General features: G+C 41.9%; 14 protein-coding genes. 12 read left to right on the top strand and 2 right to left on the bottom strand.

The window, feature by feature from the left end; translation table 11 throughout:
• Positions 1–278: 278 nt before the first annotated feature.
• The 8 genes from ACKTT2_RS47590 to ACKTT2_RS47625 all read left to right on the top strand — a co-directional run bounded on the left by ACKTT2_RS47590 (position 279) and on the right by ACKTT2_RS47625 (position 10298).
• Entirely contained in the window at positions 279–1316 is a 1038-nt protein-coding gene (locus ACKTT2_RS47590) for an ABC transporter substrate-binding protein (protein ID WP_407900277.1), read from the top strand.
• Positions 1313–2161, top strand: coding sequence for an ABC transporter permease (locus ACKTT2_RS47595; RefSeq protein ID WP_407899981.1), 849 nt, complete (start codon positions 1313–1315; stop codon positions 2159–2161). Before ACKTT2_RS47590 ends, ACKTT2_RS47595 begins: the two co-directional genes overlap by 4 nt.
• Before the next feature lie 9 nt (positions 2162–2170).
• Positions 2171–2926 (top strand): ABC transporter ATP-binding protein, encoded by a 756-nt coding sequence (locus tag ACKTT2_RS47600; RefSeq protein ID WP_407899983.1) that lies wholly within the window; start codon positions 2171–2173, stop codon positions 2924–2926.
• A gap of 9 nt (positions 2927–2935) precedes the next feature.
• Positions 2936–3694, top strand: a complete 759-nt coding sequence (locus ACKTT2_RS47605) for an urea amidolyase associated protein UAAP1 (RefSeq protein ID WP_407899986.1) — start codon at positions 2936–2938, stop codon at positions 3692–3694.
• 14 nt (positions 3695–3708) lie between these two features.
• Positions 3709–4350, top strand: a complete 642-nt coding sequence (locus ACKTT2_RS47610; protein WP_407899988.1) for an urea amidolyase associated protein UAAP2 — start codon at positions 3709–3711, stop codon at positions 4348–4350.
• Between the two features lie 174 nt (positions 4351–4524).
• Entirely contained in the window at positions 4525–8127 is a 3603-nt protein-coding gene (gene uca, locus ACKTT2_RS47615) for an urea carboxylase (protein ID WP_407899990.1), read from the top strand.
• Positions 8124–9500, top strand: a complete 1377-nt coding sequence (atzF, locus tag ACKTT2_RS47620) for an allophanate hydrolase (protein WP_407899992.1) — start codon at positions 8124–8126, stop codon at positions 9498–9500. The genes uca and atzF overlap by 4 nt, the downstream gene beginning before the upstream one ends.
• Before the next feature lie 369 nt (positions 9501–9869).
• Positions 9870–10298: an allophanate hydrolase-related protein gene (locus ACKTT2_RS47625; RefSeq protein WP_407899994.1), complete on the top strand. Its 429-nt coding sequence runs from the start codon at positions 9870–9872 to the stop codon at positions 10296–10298.
• Between the two features lie 55 nt (positions 10299–10353).
• On the opposite strand, the gene ACKTT2_RS47630 is transcribed toward ACKTT2_RS47625, so the two are convergent.
• The gene (locus ACKTT2_RS47630; protein WP_407899996.1) at positions 10354–10659 is read right to left on the bottom strand and encodes a hypothetical protein; all 306 of its coding nucleotides are present in this window, start codon (positions 10657–10659) and stop codon (positions 10354–10356) included.
• A 190-nt stretch (positions 10660–10849) separates the two neighbouring features.
• Here ACKTT2_RS47630 and ACKTT2_RS47635 point away from each other — a divergent pair, with 190 nt between their 5' ends.
• The gene (locus ACKTT2_RS47635) at positions 10850–11620 is read left to right on the top strand and encodes an MBL fold metallo-hydrolase (protein ID WP_407900278.1); all 771 of its coding nucleotides are present in this window, start codon (positions 10850–10852) and stop codon (positions 11618–11620) included.
• Positions 11621–11908: 288 nt separating this feature from the next.
• Here ACKTT2_RS47635 and ACKTT2_RS47640 read toward each other — a convergent pair whose 3' ends face one another.
• Positions 11909–14272, bottom strand: coding sequence for an alpha/beta hydrolase family protein (locus tag ACKTT2_RS47640; protein WP_407899998.1), 2364 nt, complete (start codon positions 14270–14272; stop codon positions 11909–11911).
• Between the two features lie 371 nt (positions 14273–14643).
• On the opposite strand from ACKTT2_RS47640, the gene ACKTT2_RS47645 reads away from it, so the two are divergent.
• Genes ACKTT2_RS47645 through ACKTT2_RS47655 form a run of 3 tightly spaced genes read left to right on the top strand, consistent with a single transcriptional unit; the run spans position 14644 to position 15988 of the window.
• Positions 14644–14880, top strand: a complete 237-nt coding sequence (locus tag ACKTT2_RS47645; RefSeq protein ID WP_407900279.1) for a winged helix-turn-helix domain-containing protein — start codon at positions 14644–14646, stop codon at positions 14878–14880.
• 37 nt (positions 14881–14917) lie between these two features.
• Positions 14918–15229 (top strand): hypothetical protein, encoded by a 312-nt coding sequence (locus tag ACKTT2_RS47650; protein WP_407900000.1) that lies wholly within the window; start codon positions 14918–14920, stop codon positions 15227–15229.
• A 60-nt stretch (positions 15230–15289) separates the two neighbouring features.
• On the top strand, positions 15290–15988 hold the full coding sequence (locus ACKTT2_RS47655; RefSeq protein ID WP_407900002.1) for a polysaccharide deacetylase family protein: 699 nt from the start codon (positions 15290–15292) through the stop codon (positions 15986–15988).
• Positions 15989–16050 lie beyond the last annotated feature (62 nt).

The following is a 16050-nucleotide window of genomic DNA, read 5'->3' on the forward strand; positions in this document are numbered from 1 at the left end:
AACTAGACATCTTCAACAATAGCCATACAAGCAAAGCCTGCGAAAGCAAGCTTTATTTGTATGGCTTTTAACTGTAATCTAGGTTTTTATATATTGTGGTGAGAAAAATAATCTTTTTGGTAGAGGGAAAGTTGAGGAATGTATAGTAGTTTATTCAAAGCGTATCTTTGCCGAAATTAATACTTTCCTAGAAGCACTCTATTTAGAAGAGGATGTACAGAAAGATGGTGAATACGGCGTTGCGATCGTTGGCGTACCACACGATTCACAAACTATCTATGAATATCCGCAAGTTACTGTCTTTATTAATAGTTTTTTTACTCAGTCTTGCGATCGCAGTCAGTTGTACTCCAAATCAGCAAACTTCGACCCCACCAAATTCTACTGCTCCAGCTACTACTATACCAGTTCGGATTGGCTTTAGTGCTTGGCCTGGTTGGTTTCCTTGGCAAGTTGCTCAAGAGCAAAAGTTATTTGAGACGAACAAAGTTAATGTAGAGTTGAAGTGGTTTGATGGCTATTTAGATTCTATCAATGCCCTACGAGCAGGTCAACTTGATGCCAATACCCAAACGTTGAATGATACGATTAGCTCAGTAGCGGCAGGTTCAGATCAAGTCATTGTTTTAGTTAACGATAATTCAACTGGTAACGACAAAATAATTGTCAGAGAAGGAATTAACAGCATTGCTGACCTCAAAGGTAAAAAAGTTGCTGCTGAAGAGGGAACAGTTGACCATTTTCTGTTATTACTAGGTTTAAAAAAAGTAGGTTTAACTCAAGCTGATATTCAGTTTCAGCCTCTAGAAACAGGTGCATCTGCTGCTGCTTTTGTTGCTGGTCAAGTTGATGCAGTCGGAGTTTTTGCACCTTTCACTACAAAAGCATTATCACGTTCTGGTAGCAAAGAATTATTTAGTTCCAAAGATTTTCCAGGTGCAATTCCTGACCATTTAGTCGTCAGTCGCAAACTCATTAATGAACGTCCGCAAGATGTACAAGCTTTAGTAAACACTTGGTTTGCTACTTTAGATTTTATCAAAGCCAATCGAGATAAAGCTTATGAAATTATGGCAAAACGTGCTGGTGTGTCAGTTTCAGAATATAAGGCTTATGATGCCGGTACTAAAATTTTCTCAATACAAGAGAATTTACAAGCTTTTAGTTCCGGTCAGAACATGACATCGCTAAGTTACGCTGCAGGAGAAATTAGCAAATTTCTTATTGAAGCTGGTTTAACAAAACAAGCCCCTAATATCAAGCCAATTTTTGACGCTCGCTTTGTCAAAGCCTACGCCGCTAAACAAAAATCATGAACCAATACGCTGAAGACTCGCAGGAAGTTAACTCTAATCGTCCTCATCAAATATTACCACCAACTGTCTTTTGGCGCATTGCTGAGGATATTCCTCAAAACTTAGCCGGAACTTTAATGTTCTTATCCATTACTGTTCCTATACTTCTGTGGTGGATTATTTCTAATACTGGATTTATCCCATCTTTATTTCTTCCTACTCCAAGTCAAGTCTGGATTGCATTTCAAAGACTTTTAGCAAGTGGTGATTTGCAAAAAGATATTGCCTTTAGCTTGTTTCGGGTTGTGACTGGATTTTTACTAGCGGCAATATTTTCTATTCCTTTAGGCACTTTAATGGGGACTTTTGCCAGCTTTCGAGCATTGCTAGAACCAATTATTGGTATTGTGCGCTATATGCCAGCCCCAGCTTTTATTCCTTTACTAATTTTATATCTGGGATTGGGAGAAACTCCAAAAATTATGCTGATTTTTATCGGCACGCTGTTTTTTAACACCTTAATGGTGATGGACGCCGTGAAATTTGTTCCCAAGCACTTAGTAGAAACTACTTATACTTTAGGAGGACAAAGAAAACAAGTTTTACTACAAGTCATTTTTCCATTTATTCTACCTAATATCATTGATGCTTGTCGGGTTAATATAGCAGCATCTTGGAACTTAGTAATTGTTTCTGAATTAGTAGCGGCTACAGAAGGTTTAGGTCGTAGAATTAGTGTTGCCCAAAGATATCTTAAAACTGATGAAATTTTTGCTGGATTGATTGTTATTGGCTTGATTGGTTTAACAATTGACTTTTTGTTTCGGTTGTTATTACGTGTTTTTTGTAAGTGGGCAAAGAATTAGGGGTTCTTTATGCATTTAAAAGTTAATCAACTCCACAAACAATTTAAAACTAGGCATGGTTTGTTGACTGTACTTAAAGACATCAACTTGCATATAGAAGAGGGTGAGTTTGTCTGTGCAGTAGGAGTCAGTGGTTGTGGTAAGTCAACATTGCTACGGTTAATCGCGGGTTTAGATACTCCGACAGATGGGGATATTTTAGTGGATGGAGTACGAGTGACAGGACCGGGCTCTGACCGGGGGATGATATTTCAAAGTTATACTCTCTATCCGTGGATGAGTGTGATGGAAAACGTAGAATTTGGCTTAAAGCTACAAGGTATGTCTAAAGCACTCAGAAGAGAACAAGCTACTTATTATCTAGAAGTCGTGGGATTATTGGGATTTGCTAAAGCGCTACCGCAAGAACTTTCTGGTGGGATGAAGCAACGGGTCGCGATCGCTCGCGCTCTAGCATCAAAACCCAAAATTTTACTCATGGATGAACCTTTTGGTGCGTTGGATATACAGACGAAAGAAGCCATGCAACAATTTCTACTAGAAATTTGGCGTAGCACAAACACTACAATTTTTCTGATTACTCACGATATTGAAGAAGCAATTTTTCTATCTCAACGCATTTACGTATTAACCGTGCGACCAGGTACAATTAAGCAAGAACTGCAAATCCAATTACCAAACAAATCCGATCCTCAGATCAAGCGTCATTCCTTGTTTCAAAAATATAAAGATAAACTGACGAGTACATTAAACACTACTCATTAGGAAAATTTTATGGTGAAAGCATCTACTTCGCCGATCGCAACAATCGATCCAAGCCTTCAGTTAGTGGATGAAAAGCTACCGGGCGGTGCGTATTGGCATGGCATAATCAAACGAGGTAATACCCTCCGTGTTACCGATTTAGAAGGGTCTCAAGGCGTTTCAATGATTTGCTACAACGCCGATAACCCAATAGAACGGTTGAACGTAGCCGATACCGCCAAAATTCAGTTCAATGCCTTCCTCAAAAAGGGAATGGTCATCTATTCTGACATGGGTCGCATTCTTTTCTCCATCACAGAAGATACAAACGGCTATCACGATTTAATTTGCGGATGCAGTAACGCCGTAGGTAACGCCGCTAAATATGGCGAAGGTCCTTATAACAAATATGGAGAAAGCGATTACAATAACTCGCGCAACAATTTTCTGAAAGCTTTAGGTAAGCGCGGTTTAACCCGCAAAGACTTGATGCCTAACATCAATTTATTCAGCCGAGTCGCGGTACATCCCAATGGTGGCTTGGAATATATTACAGGTTGTGAAAAACCAGGTAGTTTTATTGACCTTCGGGCTGAAATGAATGTGTTAGCGATTGTTTCCAACTGTCCCCACGTGTTACACCCAGATAAAGTTTATCAGCCCAAACCAATTCAACTGACTGTTTGGAAATCGCCTGCACCCGCATCAGATGATTTGTGCCGTACTGCAAACGAAGAAGTTATTCGCGGTTTTATAAATACTGATGCGTTGTTTGCTTCTACAAATTGAGGAAGGAAATACTTATGGTTACAACTTCACCGATTCAACGCGACCCGTCTACAGCAATTTATGACGAGCAACTACCTGCTCGCAAACCTTGGTCGCGAGTCCTTAAAAAAGGGCAAATTTTACGAATAGTCGATTTGTTAGGCAATCAAGCTGTTGACACATTGTTCTACAACGCTCATGATATGTCCGAACGATACAGCGCTCCGGATACTATTGTGCGTCAAGGTAATATCTTTATCACCACAGGCACTCAATTGATTTCTAACGAAGGCAACGTGATGATGACTGTTATCTATGATGATTGTGGTAAACACGATACTCTTGGCGGTGCTTGTAGTATGGAAAGCAACTCGGTACGGTATGGATTGCATAAGAAGCACTTGCATGCTTGTGTTGAAAATTACTTACTGGAGTTAAGTAAATATGAGATGAACAAACGCGATCTTGTTAGCAATGTAAACTTCTATATGAATGTTCCCGTAAGCGAAGACGGTACTTTAGAAATTGTGGACGGTATTTCGGAAGCCGGAAAAATCATCGAATTACGTGCGGAGATGGATGTGATGGTCTTAATTTCCAACTGTCCGCAAATTAATAACCCCTGCAATGCTTACAATCCGACACCAATTCAGTTGATTGTTTGGGATGAAGCTTAAGTCATTTGTCATTGGTCAATTGTCATTTGTAAGGGGGGAAACAAGAAAAATCCGGTTCCCTCCCCTTTATAAGGGGAGGGTTAGGGTGGGGTAAAAAATATTTGATATCTCGAACGTGACTTTTCAAACATCCTCTGAGAGTTTTCCAATTAAAAGAAAAAATGAATGACGTTCATGTTTAATAAAGTCCTAATTGCTAATCGGGGTGAAATTGCCTGTCGGATTATTCGTACCCTCGACCGTCTTGGTATTGCTTCGGTTGCTGTCTACTCTGAAGCCGATCGCCATGCTGCCCATGTTGCTGCCGCTAGTGAAGCCGTTTGTGTAGGACCTGCCGCAGCAGCACAAAGCTATCTTTGTACTGATGCAATTTTAGCAGCAGCCCATACAACTGGTGCTGAGGCAATTCATCCCGGCTACGGCTTTCTCAGCGAGAATGTAGCGTTTGCCTCTGCGTGTGCAGAAGCGGGAATTACATTTATTGGACCTACACCCGAGCAATTACGGCGATTTGGACTTAAACATGAAGCACGGGCAATTGCCTCTTTAGCGGGAGTCCCTCTAATTCCTGGCACTAATTTGCTAGAGAATTTGGAGCAAGTCAAGCAGGCAGCAGTAGAAATTGGCTATCCTGTAATGATTAAAAGTACGGCAGGGGGTGGCGGCATTGGAATGCAATTGTGTCGGAGTGAAGAGACTTTGGCAGACTTGTTTGAAAATGTGCAGCGTTTAAGTCGTAACAACTTCAGTCAAAGCGGAGTATTTTTAGAAAAATATATCGAGCGTGCGCGTCATATAGAAGTGCAAATCTTTGGTGATGGTCGGGGAAATGTCGTGGCGCTTGGCGAACGTGATTGTTCGACACAACGGCGCAATCAAAAAGCGATCGAAGAAGCACCAGCACCAAACATTAGTGATGCACTCAGGCAGCGCTTATATGAGTCTGCAATCAAACTCGGTCAGGCGATCGCATATCAATCGGCAGGTACGGTTGAGTTTATATACGATGTAGATACCGAGCAGTTTTACTTTTTGGAAGTTAATACGCGCTTACAGGTAGAGCATGGCGTGACAGAAGCCATAACTGGTGTAGATTTTGTCGAATGGATGGTGCGACAAGCAGCCGGAGAACCCCTGTCATTAGAATCATACCAGTACCAACCCCAAGGACACGCTATTCAAGTTCGCATCTATGCTGAAGACCCAAATAAAAATTTCCAGCCTAGTTCCGGTGAACTCACTCAGGTGAAGTTTGCAGATGATATACGCTGCGATACTTGGATTTCAACTGGAACAAAAGTATCGCCGTTTTACGACCCGTTGCTGGCTAAAGTCATTGTACATTCTGAGTCTAGAGAAGGTGCGAGCGCACTCCTACAATCGGCTTTAGCTCAATCTCGTATCGACGGCATTGAGACAAACCTGGAGTACTTGCGCCAAATTATTGCCCATTCAACTTTTTCTCAAGGCAAAATCACTACACAATTTACCAGTAGTTTTACTTACTCTACCCATACAGTGAATGTGAGTAACGCTGGTACGATGACCACCATCCAAGATTATCCCGGACGGGTAGGTTATTGGGATGTTGGAGTACCGCCCTCCGGTCCGATGGATTCTTTGGCGTTTCGGTTAGGAAACCAAATTTTAGGCAATCCAGAATCTGCTGCTGGGTTGGAGTGTACCCTATCTGGACCGTCTTTGCGCTTCAATTGCGATACGGTCATTTGCCTTACGGGTGCCACGATGAAAGCCACTTTAGATAAACAAACCATTCCTTATTGGACACCAGTTTCAGTAAAAGCAGGTAGTACGCTACGCTTAGGTAACATTCAAGGCGATGGTTTCCGTACCTACGTACTAGTGCAAGGCGGGTTTGACGTACCAGAATATTTAGGCAGTCGCTCAACTTTTACTCTGGGTGGGTTTGGTGGACATGGTGGCAGAGCATTACAGGTCGGCGATGTACTAAAATTACATCCTCTATCGACTCATACGACACCACAGTCTATTTCCCCCAAATTGATACCAACCTACTCAAATCGTTGGGAAATTGGAGTTTTGTACGGTCCTCACGGCGCACCAGATTTTTTTACAGAACAAGACATCGAAACTTTTTTTAACACTGATTGGGAAGTGCATTATAACTCTGCAAGAACCGGGATTCGGTTGATTGGTCCAAAACCAACCTGGGCGCGTCAAGATGGAGGTGAAGCGGGGTTACATCCTTCTAATATTCACGATAATGCCTATGCTGTTGGGACAATAGACTTTACTGGAGATATGCCAATTATCTTAGGATTGGACGGTCCTAGTTTGGGGGGTTTTGTTTGTCCTGCTACAATTGTCCAAGCCGAACTATGGAAAATTGGACAACTAAAACCAGGGAACACAATTAGATTTCGTCGTCTTACCTTTAATCAGGCATTACAACAAGAATTGCAGTTGGATGAGCAAATAAGAACACTGCAAGTTGGAGAAACATTTTCTCTGATAAATAATAATGCCGTTGACAGTCCAGTTTTGACACAAATACAAGCAAACAATAATCAAATTACTGTTACATACCGTCAAGCAGGCGATAAATACTTGCTGATTGAATACGGCGATTTAGTGTTGGATTTGAAACTGCGTTTTCGGGTGCATGAGTTAATGACTCATTTACTTTCAAATCCGATGAATGGAATTTTAGAATTAACACCGGGAATGCGATCGCTACAAATTCATTACGATAGCCGCGTCTTGTCCCAATTAGACTTAGTTAATGCATTACAAAACATCGAATCTCATCTCCCAGATATTTCCAACTTAGAAGTGCCGACACGCATAGTATATTTACCGCTATCGTGGGATGATGAATCAACGCAATTAGCGATTCAAAAATATATGCAGTCAGTGCGAAATGATGCTCCTTGGTGTCCTAGTAATATTGAATTTATTCGCCGCATTAATGGATTGGGTAGCATTGAAGAAGTCAAAGATATTGTCTTTAATGCAAGTTTTTTAGTCATGGGTTTAGGAGATGTTTATCTTGGAGCACCAGTAGCAGTTCCACTCGATCCGCGTCATCGTTTAGTCACCACAAAATATAATCCCGCACGCACTTGGACACCTGAAAATGCAGTTGGTATTGGCGGTGCCTACTTGTGTGTTTATGGTATGGAAGGACCGGGTGGTTATCAGTTTGTGGGACGCACCGTACAGATGTGGAACCGCTACAAACAAACGGCAGACTTTAAAGATGGTAAACCATGGCTGTTGCGATTTTTTGACCAGATTCGATTTTACCCGGTTTCTCACGCGGAGCTAATGCAACATCGCGAAGATTTTCTTGAAGGCAAGTTCAAGCTAGAAATTGAAGAAACCACGTTTAAGTTTCACGACTATCAGCAGTTTTTACAAAAGATTGCACCCGAAGCAAAGACTTTTAAAACTCGCCAGCAAATAGCTTTTCGTGAGGAGCGCGATCGCTGGACAGCCACAGCCCAAGATGACCGCACTCTCACCGAAAGCCAACCTCCATCGACACTTGCAACAACCATTCCCGATGATTGTTATGCACTGAGCGCTCCAACAACAGCAAACGTTTGGCAGGTTTTAGTTCAACCAGGCGATCGCATTACTGAAGATACGGGTGCGATCGTATTAGAAGCGATGAAACAGGAAATGACACTGCTACCAGATGAGCCAGGAACAGTCGTAGAAGTACTCTGCAAACCAGGACAACTTGTTAGCGCCGGACAAATTCTGGCGATTATCAGAGGAACAGAGGCATGATAGGTTCCATCAGTTTGGAAATTGAATCGCTACTCACAGCTTATCGCACAAAAAAATTAAAACCAGCAGATGTTATTCAGGAAGTTTACCGTAGAATTGCCGCTCGTGGTAGCGATCGCGTTTGGATTTCTTTAGTAGAAGAAGCCAAAGCGCAAGCAGCAGCACAAACGCTTGCTGCAACCAATCCGGATAACCTGCCTCTCTATGGCATTCCCTTTGCTATCAAAGATAATATTGATGTAGCGTCCATGACCACGACAGCAGCTTGTCCTGCTTACAGCTACACCCCTTCAAAAACGGCAACTGTGGTTGAATTATTACTTAAAGCCGGAGCAATTTTAATTGGCAAAACCAATCTCGACCAGTTTGCAACGGGATTGGTAGGAATGCGATCTCCTTATGGTGCTTGTAGCAGTGTTTTTCATGAGGATTACATTTCCGGTGGCTCTAGTTCTGGTTCTGCTGTAGCAGTAGCAGCAGGACTGGTTAGCTTTTCTCTAGGCACGGATACAGCAGGTTCTGGACGAGTTCCAGCGGCGTTTAATAATATTATTGGACTAAAACCCACCCGTGGTGTTTTAAGTACATCTGGAGTAGTACCTGCTTGTCGAACCCTCGATTGCGTCTCTATATTCACATTAAACTGTCAAGATGCTGCACGAGTATGGGAAGTTGCCAAAGGCTATGATGATACCGATAGTTACTCTCGCTTTATTCCACAAACAATCAAAGCAATTCCATCATCGTTTCGCTTTGGCGTACCCAAACCAAATCAATTAAAGTTTTTTGGTGATACAGCAGCAGCAGAATTGTACGAGCAGGCACTACAGCGATTAGAAGCAATGGGTCCCAAGCGCGTGGAAATAGACTTTCAGCCCTTTTGCCAAGCAGCTGATTTACTATATTCCGGTCCTTGGGTAGCAGAACGACTGGCTGCCATCCAACCGTTTTTTGACTCCCAAGCCGATGCCATTCATCCTGTTGTGCGCCAAATCATTAGTAATGGTTCGCGCTATACAGCAGTCGATACTTTTAAAGGTTTTTATGCCCTAGAAGCGTTAAAGCGGGACACTGCTAAACAGTGGGAAAAAATAGATATTTTGGCATTACCAACAACGGGTACTATTTACACCAAAGCACAAGTAGAAGTTGACCCCATCAATCTTAATACCAACTTAGGATACTATACCAATTTCGTAAACTTAATGGATTTGTGTGCCATAGCACTACCTGTAGGCTTTCGCGACAATGGTTTGCCCTTTGGTATTACCTTAATAGGGCAAGCGTTTCAAGACATAGCGCTGTGTGAATTGGGCGAGCGATATGGGGAGCATTCCAAGTCCGTGCCCGGAACCCTCAAGGCTAAAAATTAGTAAAAAAAGGCGAGGTGGTCGATTAATTTATCGTATACTTGTCAGGCTGAAGCAGATGTTGGCGTTTTTACGACAGGCTATTGAGCCTAGATATCAAGTCGTAGATGGGATTTATCTTCCATCTAGTTATTATCAACGATTTACAGGTCAGCTAGCTATAAGTAATCCTGATATAAGCTGGGCTTGCCAGTACAAAATTTCCGAGAATAAAGTATCATAAATTACAAAATTTTGAGCGATCGCCCTTTTGAAAAAAGTTTTTGGTTTACTGAATATTTTGAGGGAAATTTTTATTCATCAAGGATGCACTTGCGATATCATCATTAAAATAGTATTATTTAAAACTAATAAATTACGTGATATTCCTAAATGATAACTGCGTCCGCCGATAAAATTGCTCTTGCTGTCGTCGGCGCTCATCTCACTGGACAGCCTCTGAATTATCAGCTACAAGAGCGTTTCGCAACAAAGCTAAAAACTTGCAACACTGCTGCCACATATCGCTTATATGCTCTTGCCAATACACAACCTCAAAAACCCGGATTAGTAAAAGTTTTAAATGGTGGAGTCAGTATTGAGGTAGAAGTTTGGAATTTGAGTGCGGAAGGTTTTGGGACTTTTGTAGCCGCAGTCCCATCACCCCTAGTCATTGGCACTATAGAACTGGAAGATGGCACATTCGTTAAAGGTTTTTTATGCGAACATTATGCGATCGCTGATGCACAAGATATTTCTCAATACGGTGGTTGGCGCAATTATCTCGCAAGTCTTTCATCCAATTATACTGGAAACGGTTAAAAGCTAGCGATCGTCAATGTCGTTTAACCGTGCGTTGCTTCTTGTTGCGAGTTGGTCATGCCGCACGTAAGCTAATGTCATTTTGAACGTAATCCAATAGGGGAGGAAAGATTTTGGATTTATCGGTAGAGATTAACACGAAGACCACATTGGTTGTACTTGACTCACGGATGTAGTTGTAAAGGACAGCGAAAGCTTTTGTAGTCAAGTAGTGAGCGTTTCTCAGCAAAACCAAAATTTTTGAGTTTTCAATTTCAGACAGTGAAGTCTGTACCTGATTTATCAGCTGTTTCACATCCTCGGCTTCATAACCTCTAGCCGCATCAAAATCTATAACTCGGTCACACAGGAAAGATGTCATAGCGAATTCTCCGTTTCATCATTCAATTTTTTCATACGAAAATTTTCCATTCTTTTGATACTTGCTGAAACCCTTGATAAGTCTGAATTTCCGCATTTCGAGTTTTTCCTTAGCGTATCGAAACGCCCGTATTGGCACGGTTTCCCCAATAACAGATAATAAGAATGAAATATTGTCTTTACAAAACTTTATGTATTTAACTTGGTTAGACAGCAATTCATGGTTAGTTGAGATGGGTAGAAAACGAATACTCATCGATCCTTGGCTCGTTGGTTCGCTAACCTTTGGCAATTTGGATTGGTTCTTCAAGGGTTCTCGGACTCAAGAGCGCACGATCCCAGAAAATATTGATTTGATTGTGCTGTCTCAAGGGTTGGAAGACCATGCTCATACACCAACATTAAAGCAACTCGATCGCAATATTCCTGTTGTGGCGTCTCCTAATGCAGCTAAAGTGGTAATGCAGTTAAATTACACTCAGGTCACAGCACTCGCTCATGGTGAAACGTTTACTCTGGATGGAAGTGTCGCAATTACAGCAACTCCTGGTTCTTCAATTGGTCCGACTTTAGTAGAGAACGGTTACATCCTCAAAGAGTTGGAAACTGGCTTCGGTGTTTATTACGAACCTCATGGGCATCATTCTCCCTCACTTAAGCAATTTGCTCCCATAGATGTTATTATTACGCCACAGTATGACTTGGGTTTGCCATTAGTTGGATCTATTATTAGGGGCAGAAAACACGCTTTGGAAGTGGCTCAATTGTTACAACCACAAGTGATGATTCATACAGCAGCTGGTGGCGATGTGGTTTTTGAAGGATTGCTAAACTCTTTCCTTCAAGTTACTGGTAGTATTGCGGACTTCCGTTCCTTACTTGCACAAAATCATCTTTCAGTACAGGTAATTGAACCAAATCCTGGCGATCGCTTTGAAATAACAGTGACCAGTGACCAGTGACCAGTGACCAGTGACCAGTGACCAGTGACCAGCAATCGGTTAGTCCCGGTACTGATACGGTTCTTCCCATTGTTCTGCTGCTTTGATAGCGATTTGAATGCCATTTTCAATGGCAGTCTCTTTTTCTGCTAACACAATGTCCGCGATTTTCTGATAAAAGACGCATTGAATGCAAGTAGGAATGGGCAATTAACTTTGCTCGTTCCGGATCGCCGGACAAAAGAGCGATGCTTGGTGGAGTCTCCCCAAGATCGTCTCGTCCAAACCCGATGTGATACAATTTATCATTCATTTGAGATACTTATCACACCAGTTCACCATTTCCCAAAGCACATGACCTACTGCTTCGCGAGAGTAATAACCGTGGTCTTCTAATGGTAATATGACACTGCGAACAGTTGCTCCCAAACCTTTCAATGCTTCATACAATCTTTCAGTTTGGAGAGGATATGTACCAGGATTGCTATCTTTTTCTCCATGAATCAGTAAAAGAGGAGCTTTGATTTTAGCAGCATGAGTGAAGGGAGACATATTAATATAAGTCTCTGGTGCTTCCCAAAAATGGCGCTGCTCTTGTTGAAAACCAAAAGGAGTCAAAGTGCGATTATACGCCCCACTCCTAGCAATTCCCATACAAAACAAATCTGTGTGCGCTAATAAATTGACTGTAGTAAATGCGCCATAAGAATGCCCGCTAATACCAATACGATGAGGATCGGCAATACCACGCTCAACCACATAATCAACGGCTGCTTTTGCCCCTGCAATCAATTGTTCTACGTAAGAATCATTGGGTTCTACATCATCTTCACCAATAATTGGCATTGTAGGGCCTGAAAGCACTGCATAACCCTGAGTTAGCAAAAATAAAACAGATGCATAACTCGGACGGCTGAAGGTATTTTCAGAACTATTAATTTGCCCTGCAAATTCCTTATCTTTAAATTCTTGGGGATACACCCAAAACAAAATTGGCAGAGTTCCATCACGAGTGGTATCATAACCAGGTGGTAAGTAAAGTTTTGCTGAGAGTTGTACGCCATCCGCACGTTGATATTTAACTAACTCGCTTTGTAATCCCGCCAATTGAGGAGCAGGATCTTGGTAATGAGTGAGTGCTTGAGGAGTTTGGTTGTGAGTGCGATTAAACAAATAATAATTGGGTGGTTCAGTTTTAGATTGACGGTGCGAGATCAAAGTTCGCACTTCATCATCTAGTACGTAGGAAATATCTTCAAAATAAGGGTCTTGACATTGCCACAAGCGTTGTGTAACCCCAGTTTCTAAATCCAGACTATCCAAAAATGGGTGAACGCCGTCAGGAGATGCGCCACGACCGCTGAGATAAATGGTATTACTTTGAGGTGCAAAGCGTAAAACTCGATATCTTTGAAATCCCAAGGTTGTCAATGGCGATCCCGGATCTGTGTACTTATCTTCGTAACTGCGATCGAATAATAATTGTGGGGGTGAGTCGGGTGTTTGTGGGTAAATGCGCCAAATTCGCTCTTTGCGCGTGTCGTACCATCTTTCCCACACCAAGGCTACATCTTCTTTGCCCCAAATAATATGATGAAAGCGATATTCAGATTGCCAAAGTTGCTTTGGCGTACCTGTAAAAGGTGCTTCTAATTCGTATAAAGCGTCCCGTTTGGGAACATCATTGGTAGGATCGCCTTCGTCTAAGGCTTCTACCCAATGCAATGTCGCTTCTGCATCATTCCGCCAAGATATTTCTCTTCTTCCTGTCCGCACTTCATCAAATTTGGTTGTACGGCGCATGAAAAGTGGCACATCAACAACTTCGTAAATTAGTTGACCCGTATCATCTATTACCTGAAGGGTTTTTGGAAAAAATGAGACGGGTAATTGATAAGAAAATGGTCTGTGCAACTGAGTCAGTAGAAGATATTTACTATTTGGGGAGGCTACAGCTTCATAAATCAAAATACCCGATCTGAGTAGGGTGCGGCGACCATCTAAAGTAACTTTTTCTAAGTTTGCGGTTAAGTAATATTCAAATAATGCTTCATCATGAGGGTTTTTCAAGAGGTTTGTATAGGTGCGGCTTGGGCTTTTACCGCTAAAGTTTTCTTGAACGATTGGTCCCGGAGGAACGTTCGGTTTGGCTGGTGGTTCTCCTCGATGGGGTGGAATGAATTTACAAATCAGTGCTTCATCAGACAACCAACGATATGGTTCTCCGTAAGCAGCATTGAGTATTGGTTCGGTTAGTTGTTGTAAGGTCAAACTATCGACATCTAGAACCCACAGTTCTAGTCCGGTGTCTTGAGTGAGGGTAAAGGCTAGTTTTTGACTGTTGGGCGACCACTTGATATAGCCAATCTGAGCATTTTCGGGTAAAGCTACTGTTCGATCGCGAGCTTGTGGACTCACTACCCTAATTTTTAAGCTCTGGTAGAATGACAGGCGAGAGAGCGCATTAGTTTTGGGATTTAAGAGCAATCCTGCCAATGGAATCTCTGGTTCTGCAAAATGAGCGATCGCCTGTAATGATGGTTTTTCTAACTCTACCATCCATTGACGGTTGGGAGAAAGCAGAATAGTTGGTGGAGATGGGGCATTGAGAATTTGGGCAATGGGTTCTGGGGGAGACTGCCAGATTTGTTCGATACTTGATAAGTTTTGCATTTACGTTGATAATACTGCCTATCCTTTCAAATTAACAATATTTTACAAACTTTTCTATACTCAATTAACGTTCCTCTCAGTAGACGATAAAAACGTGAGACCGAGACACTTATATCTCTTCAAGAAATTCGGCTTCTGAGTGACAAATAGTCTTAAATTTCATTGAGTCGATCTACTGACGTTATACCAATTATCTATATTAAAGCAACAGATTGAGATCCCCCCTAGCCCCCCTTAAAAAGGGGGGAAAGTACTTAAAGTCCCCCTTTTTAAGGGGGATTTAGGGGGAGCGTGTGTAGCAATCATTTGGACAATTGGTATTAAAATAAAAATTTTGTAAACTTTTTCATTAATTATTGAATTTTTAGAAAATCCATAATAGCGATTTACTCAATATTGTTTGGTTATCTTTCGAGTCACCAGGAGAAGAAGCAGTGACCATACAAATTAGAGGATTGCGGCAAAAACTCAAAGCAGCAGGAATGAGTGTAGATTTGAATGAGACAGTATATGGAGTAGGTTATCGTCTCAAGGAAGAAGAGCGGAAGAGCGACGCGAATTTGTTACAAGTAAAATCTCCTGCATACTCAGAATTTCCTCATGATTAATTGCTTAAATAAATAATTAATTCCTTTGTGAATCAATATGTGTATTCACAATAATCTAACTGACCAGCGCGACAAACAGAAAGGACGTGCCGGAATGACTATTAGGAAACAAATTTTGGACTGTTTGACAGACAATCCTCGTCAATGGATTCCCGATTTAGAAGCTAAGTTCATGACTTGGAATCCAGAAAAAAACATTCATGAAGTTAACCTAGAATTTTGGATTGTACTTCAGCAGTTACGAGATGAGGGCGTTGTTACAGTAGAAAGCTATGCAGAGTGGAAGGGGGTAACTCGTATGTTAAAAACACAAGTAAAATTAGTTGAGCCAGAACGTGGAAAAGCATAGCGATCTCATAGCTTGCTCTACATTTTAGCTATAATATGCAAAGGAAGTTAAGACTCATAGATGCAATTTGCCCCACTCTTTCCAATATTGTACCGCATTCTTAAACCAACGTTTCCCAATTGTCTTTGGTGCGGGGATGCCAATTCCAAATCGATCGCCTTAACATTTGATGATGGTCCCCATCCTCAGTACACGCCACAGCTATTGAAAGTTCTAGATCGTTACAACATCGTAGCTAGTTTTTTCTGGTTGGGTGCTTGTATCAATCGATCGCCTCAAATAGCGCAAGAAATTTTCAATCGGGGTCACTGGATTGGCTTACACGGCTACGATCATCGAAATTTTCCCATGCTATCACCCACGGAACTCAAGCACAGTTTAGAGAAAACCCAAGCAGCTATTTATGATGCTTGTCAGCTAGAACCCGATCGAGTCCGTGATGTCCGTCCCCCAAATGGGTTATTTACACCAACAACATTAAACTTACTACGACAGTGGAATTACCGCCCAGTGATGTGGAGTGTTGTTCCAGAGGACTGGGCGCTTCCAGGTATCGCTACCGTGACACAGCGAGTTTTAAAGCAAGTCTGTAATGGCTCGTTGATTGTTCTGCATGATGGTGCTTGTGGTGGACAAGATGTTGCCGAAACAGCAGCAATTTTAATACCAAAATTGTTGGAAGAAGGTTATCAATTTGTAACTGTGGATGAATATTGGAGGTGTAGAACAGGCGTCTCGCCTGTCATTGTTAGTGGTTAAGTAGGGGCGCAATGCCTTACGCCCGTACACTTAATTGGTGGAAAAAAACTTTATTCCCAATC

The sequence above is a fragment of the Scytonema hankhaensis NUACC26 genome (genome assembly GCF_045865695.1).
In the GTDB taxonomy this organism is placed as follows: Bacteria; Cyanobacteriota; Cyanobacteriia; order Cyanobacteriales; family Nostocaceae; genus Scytonema.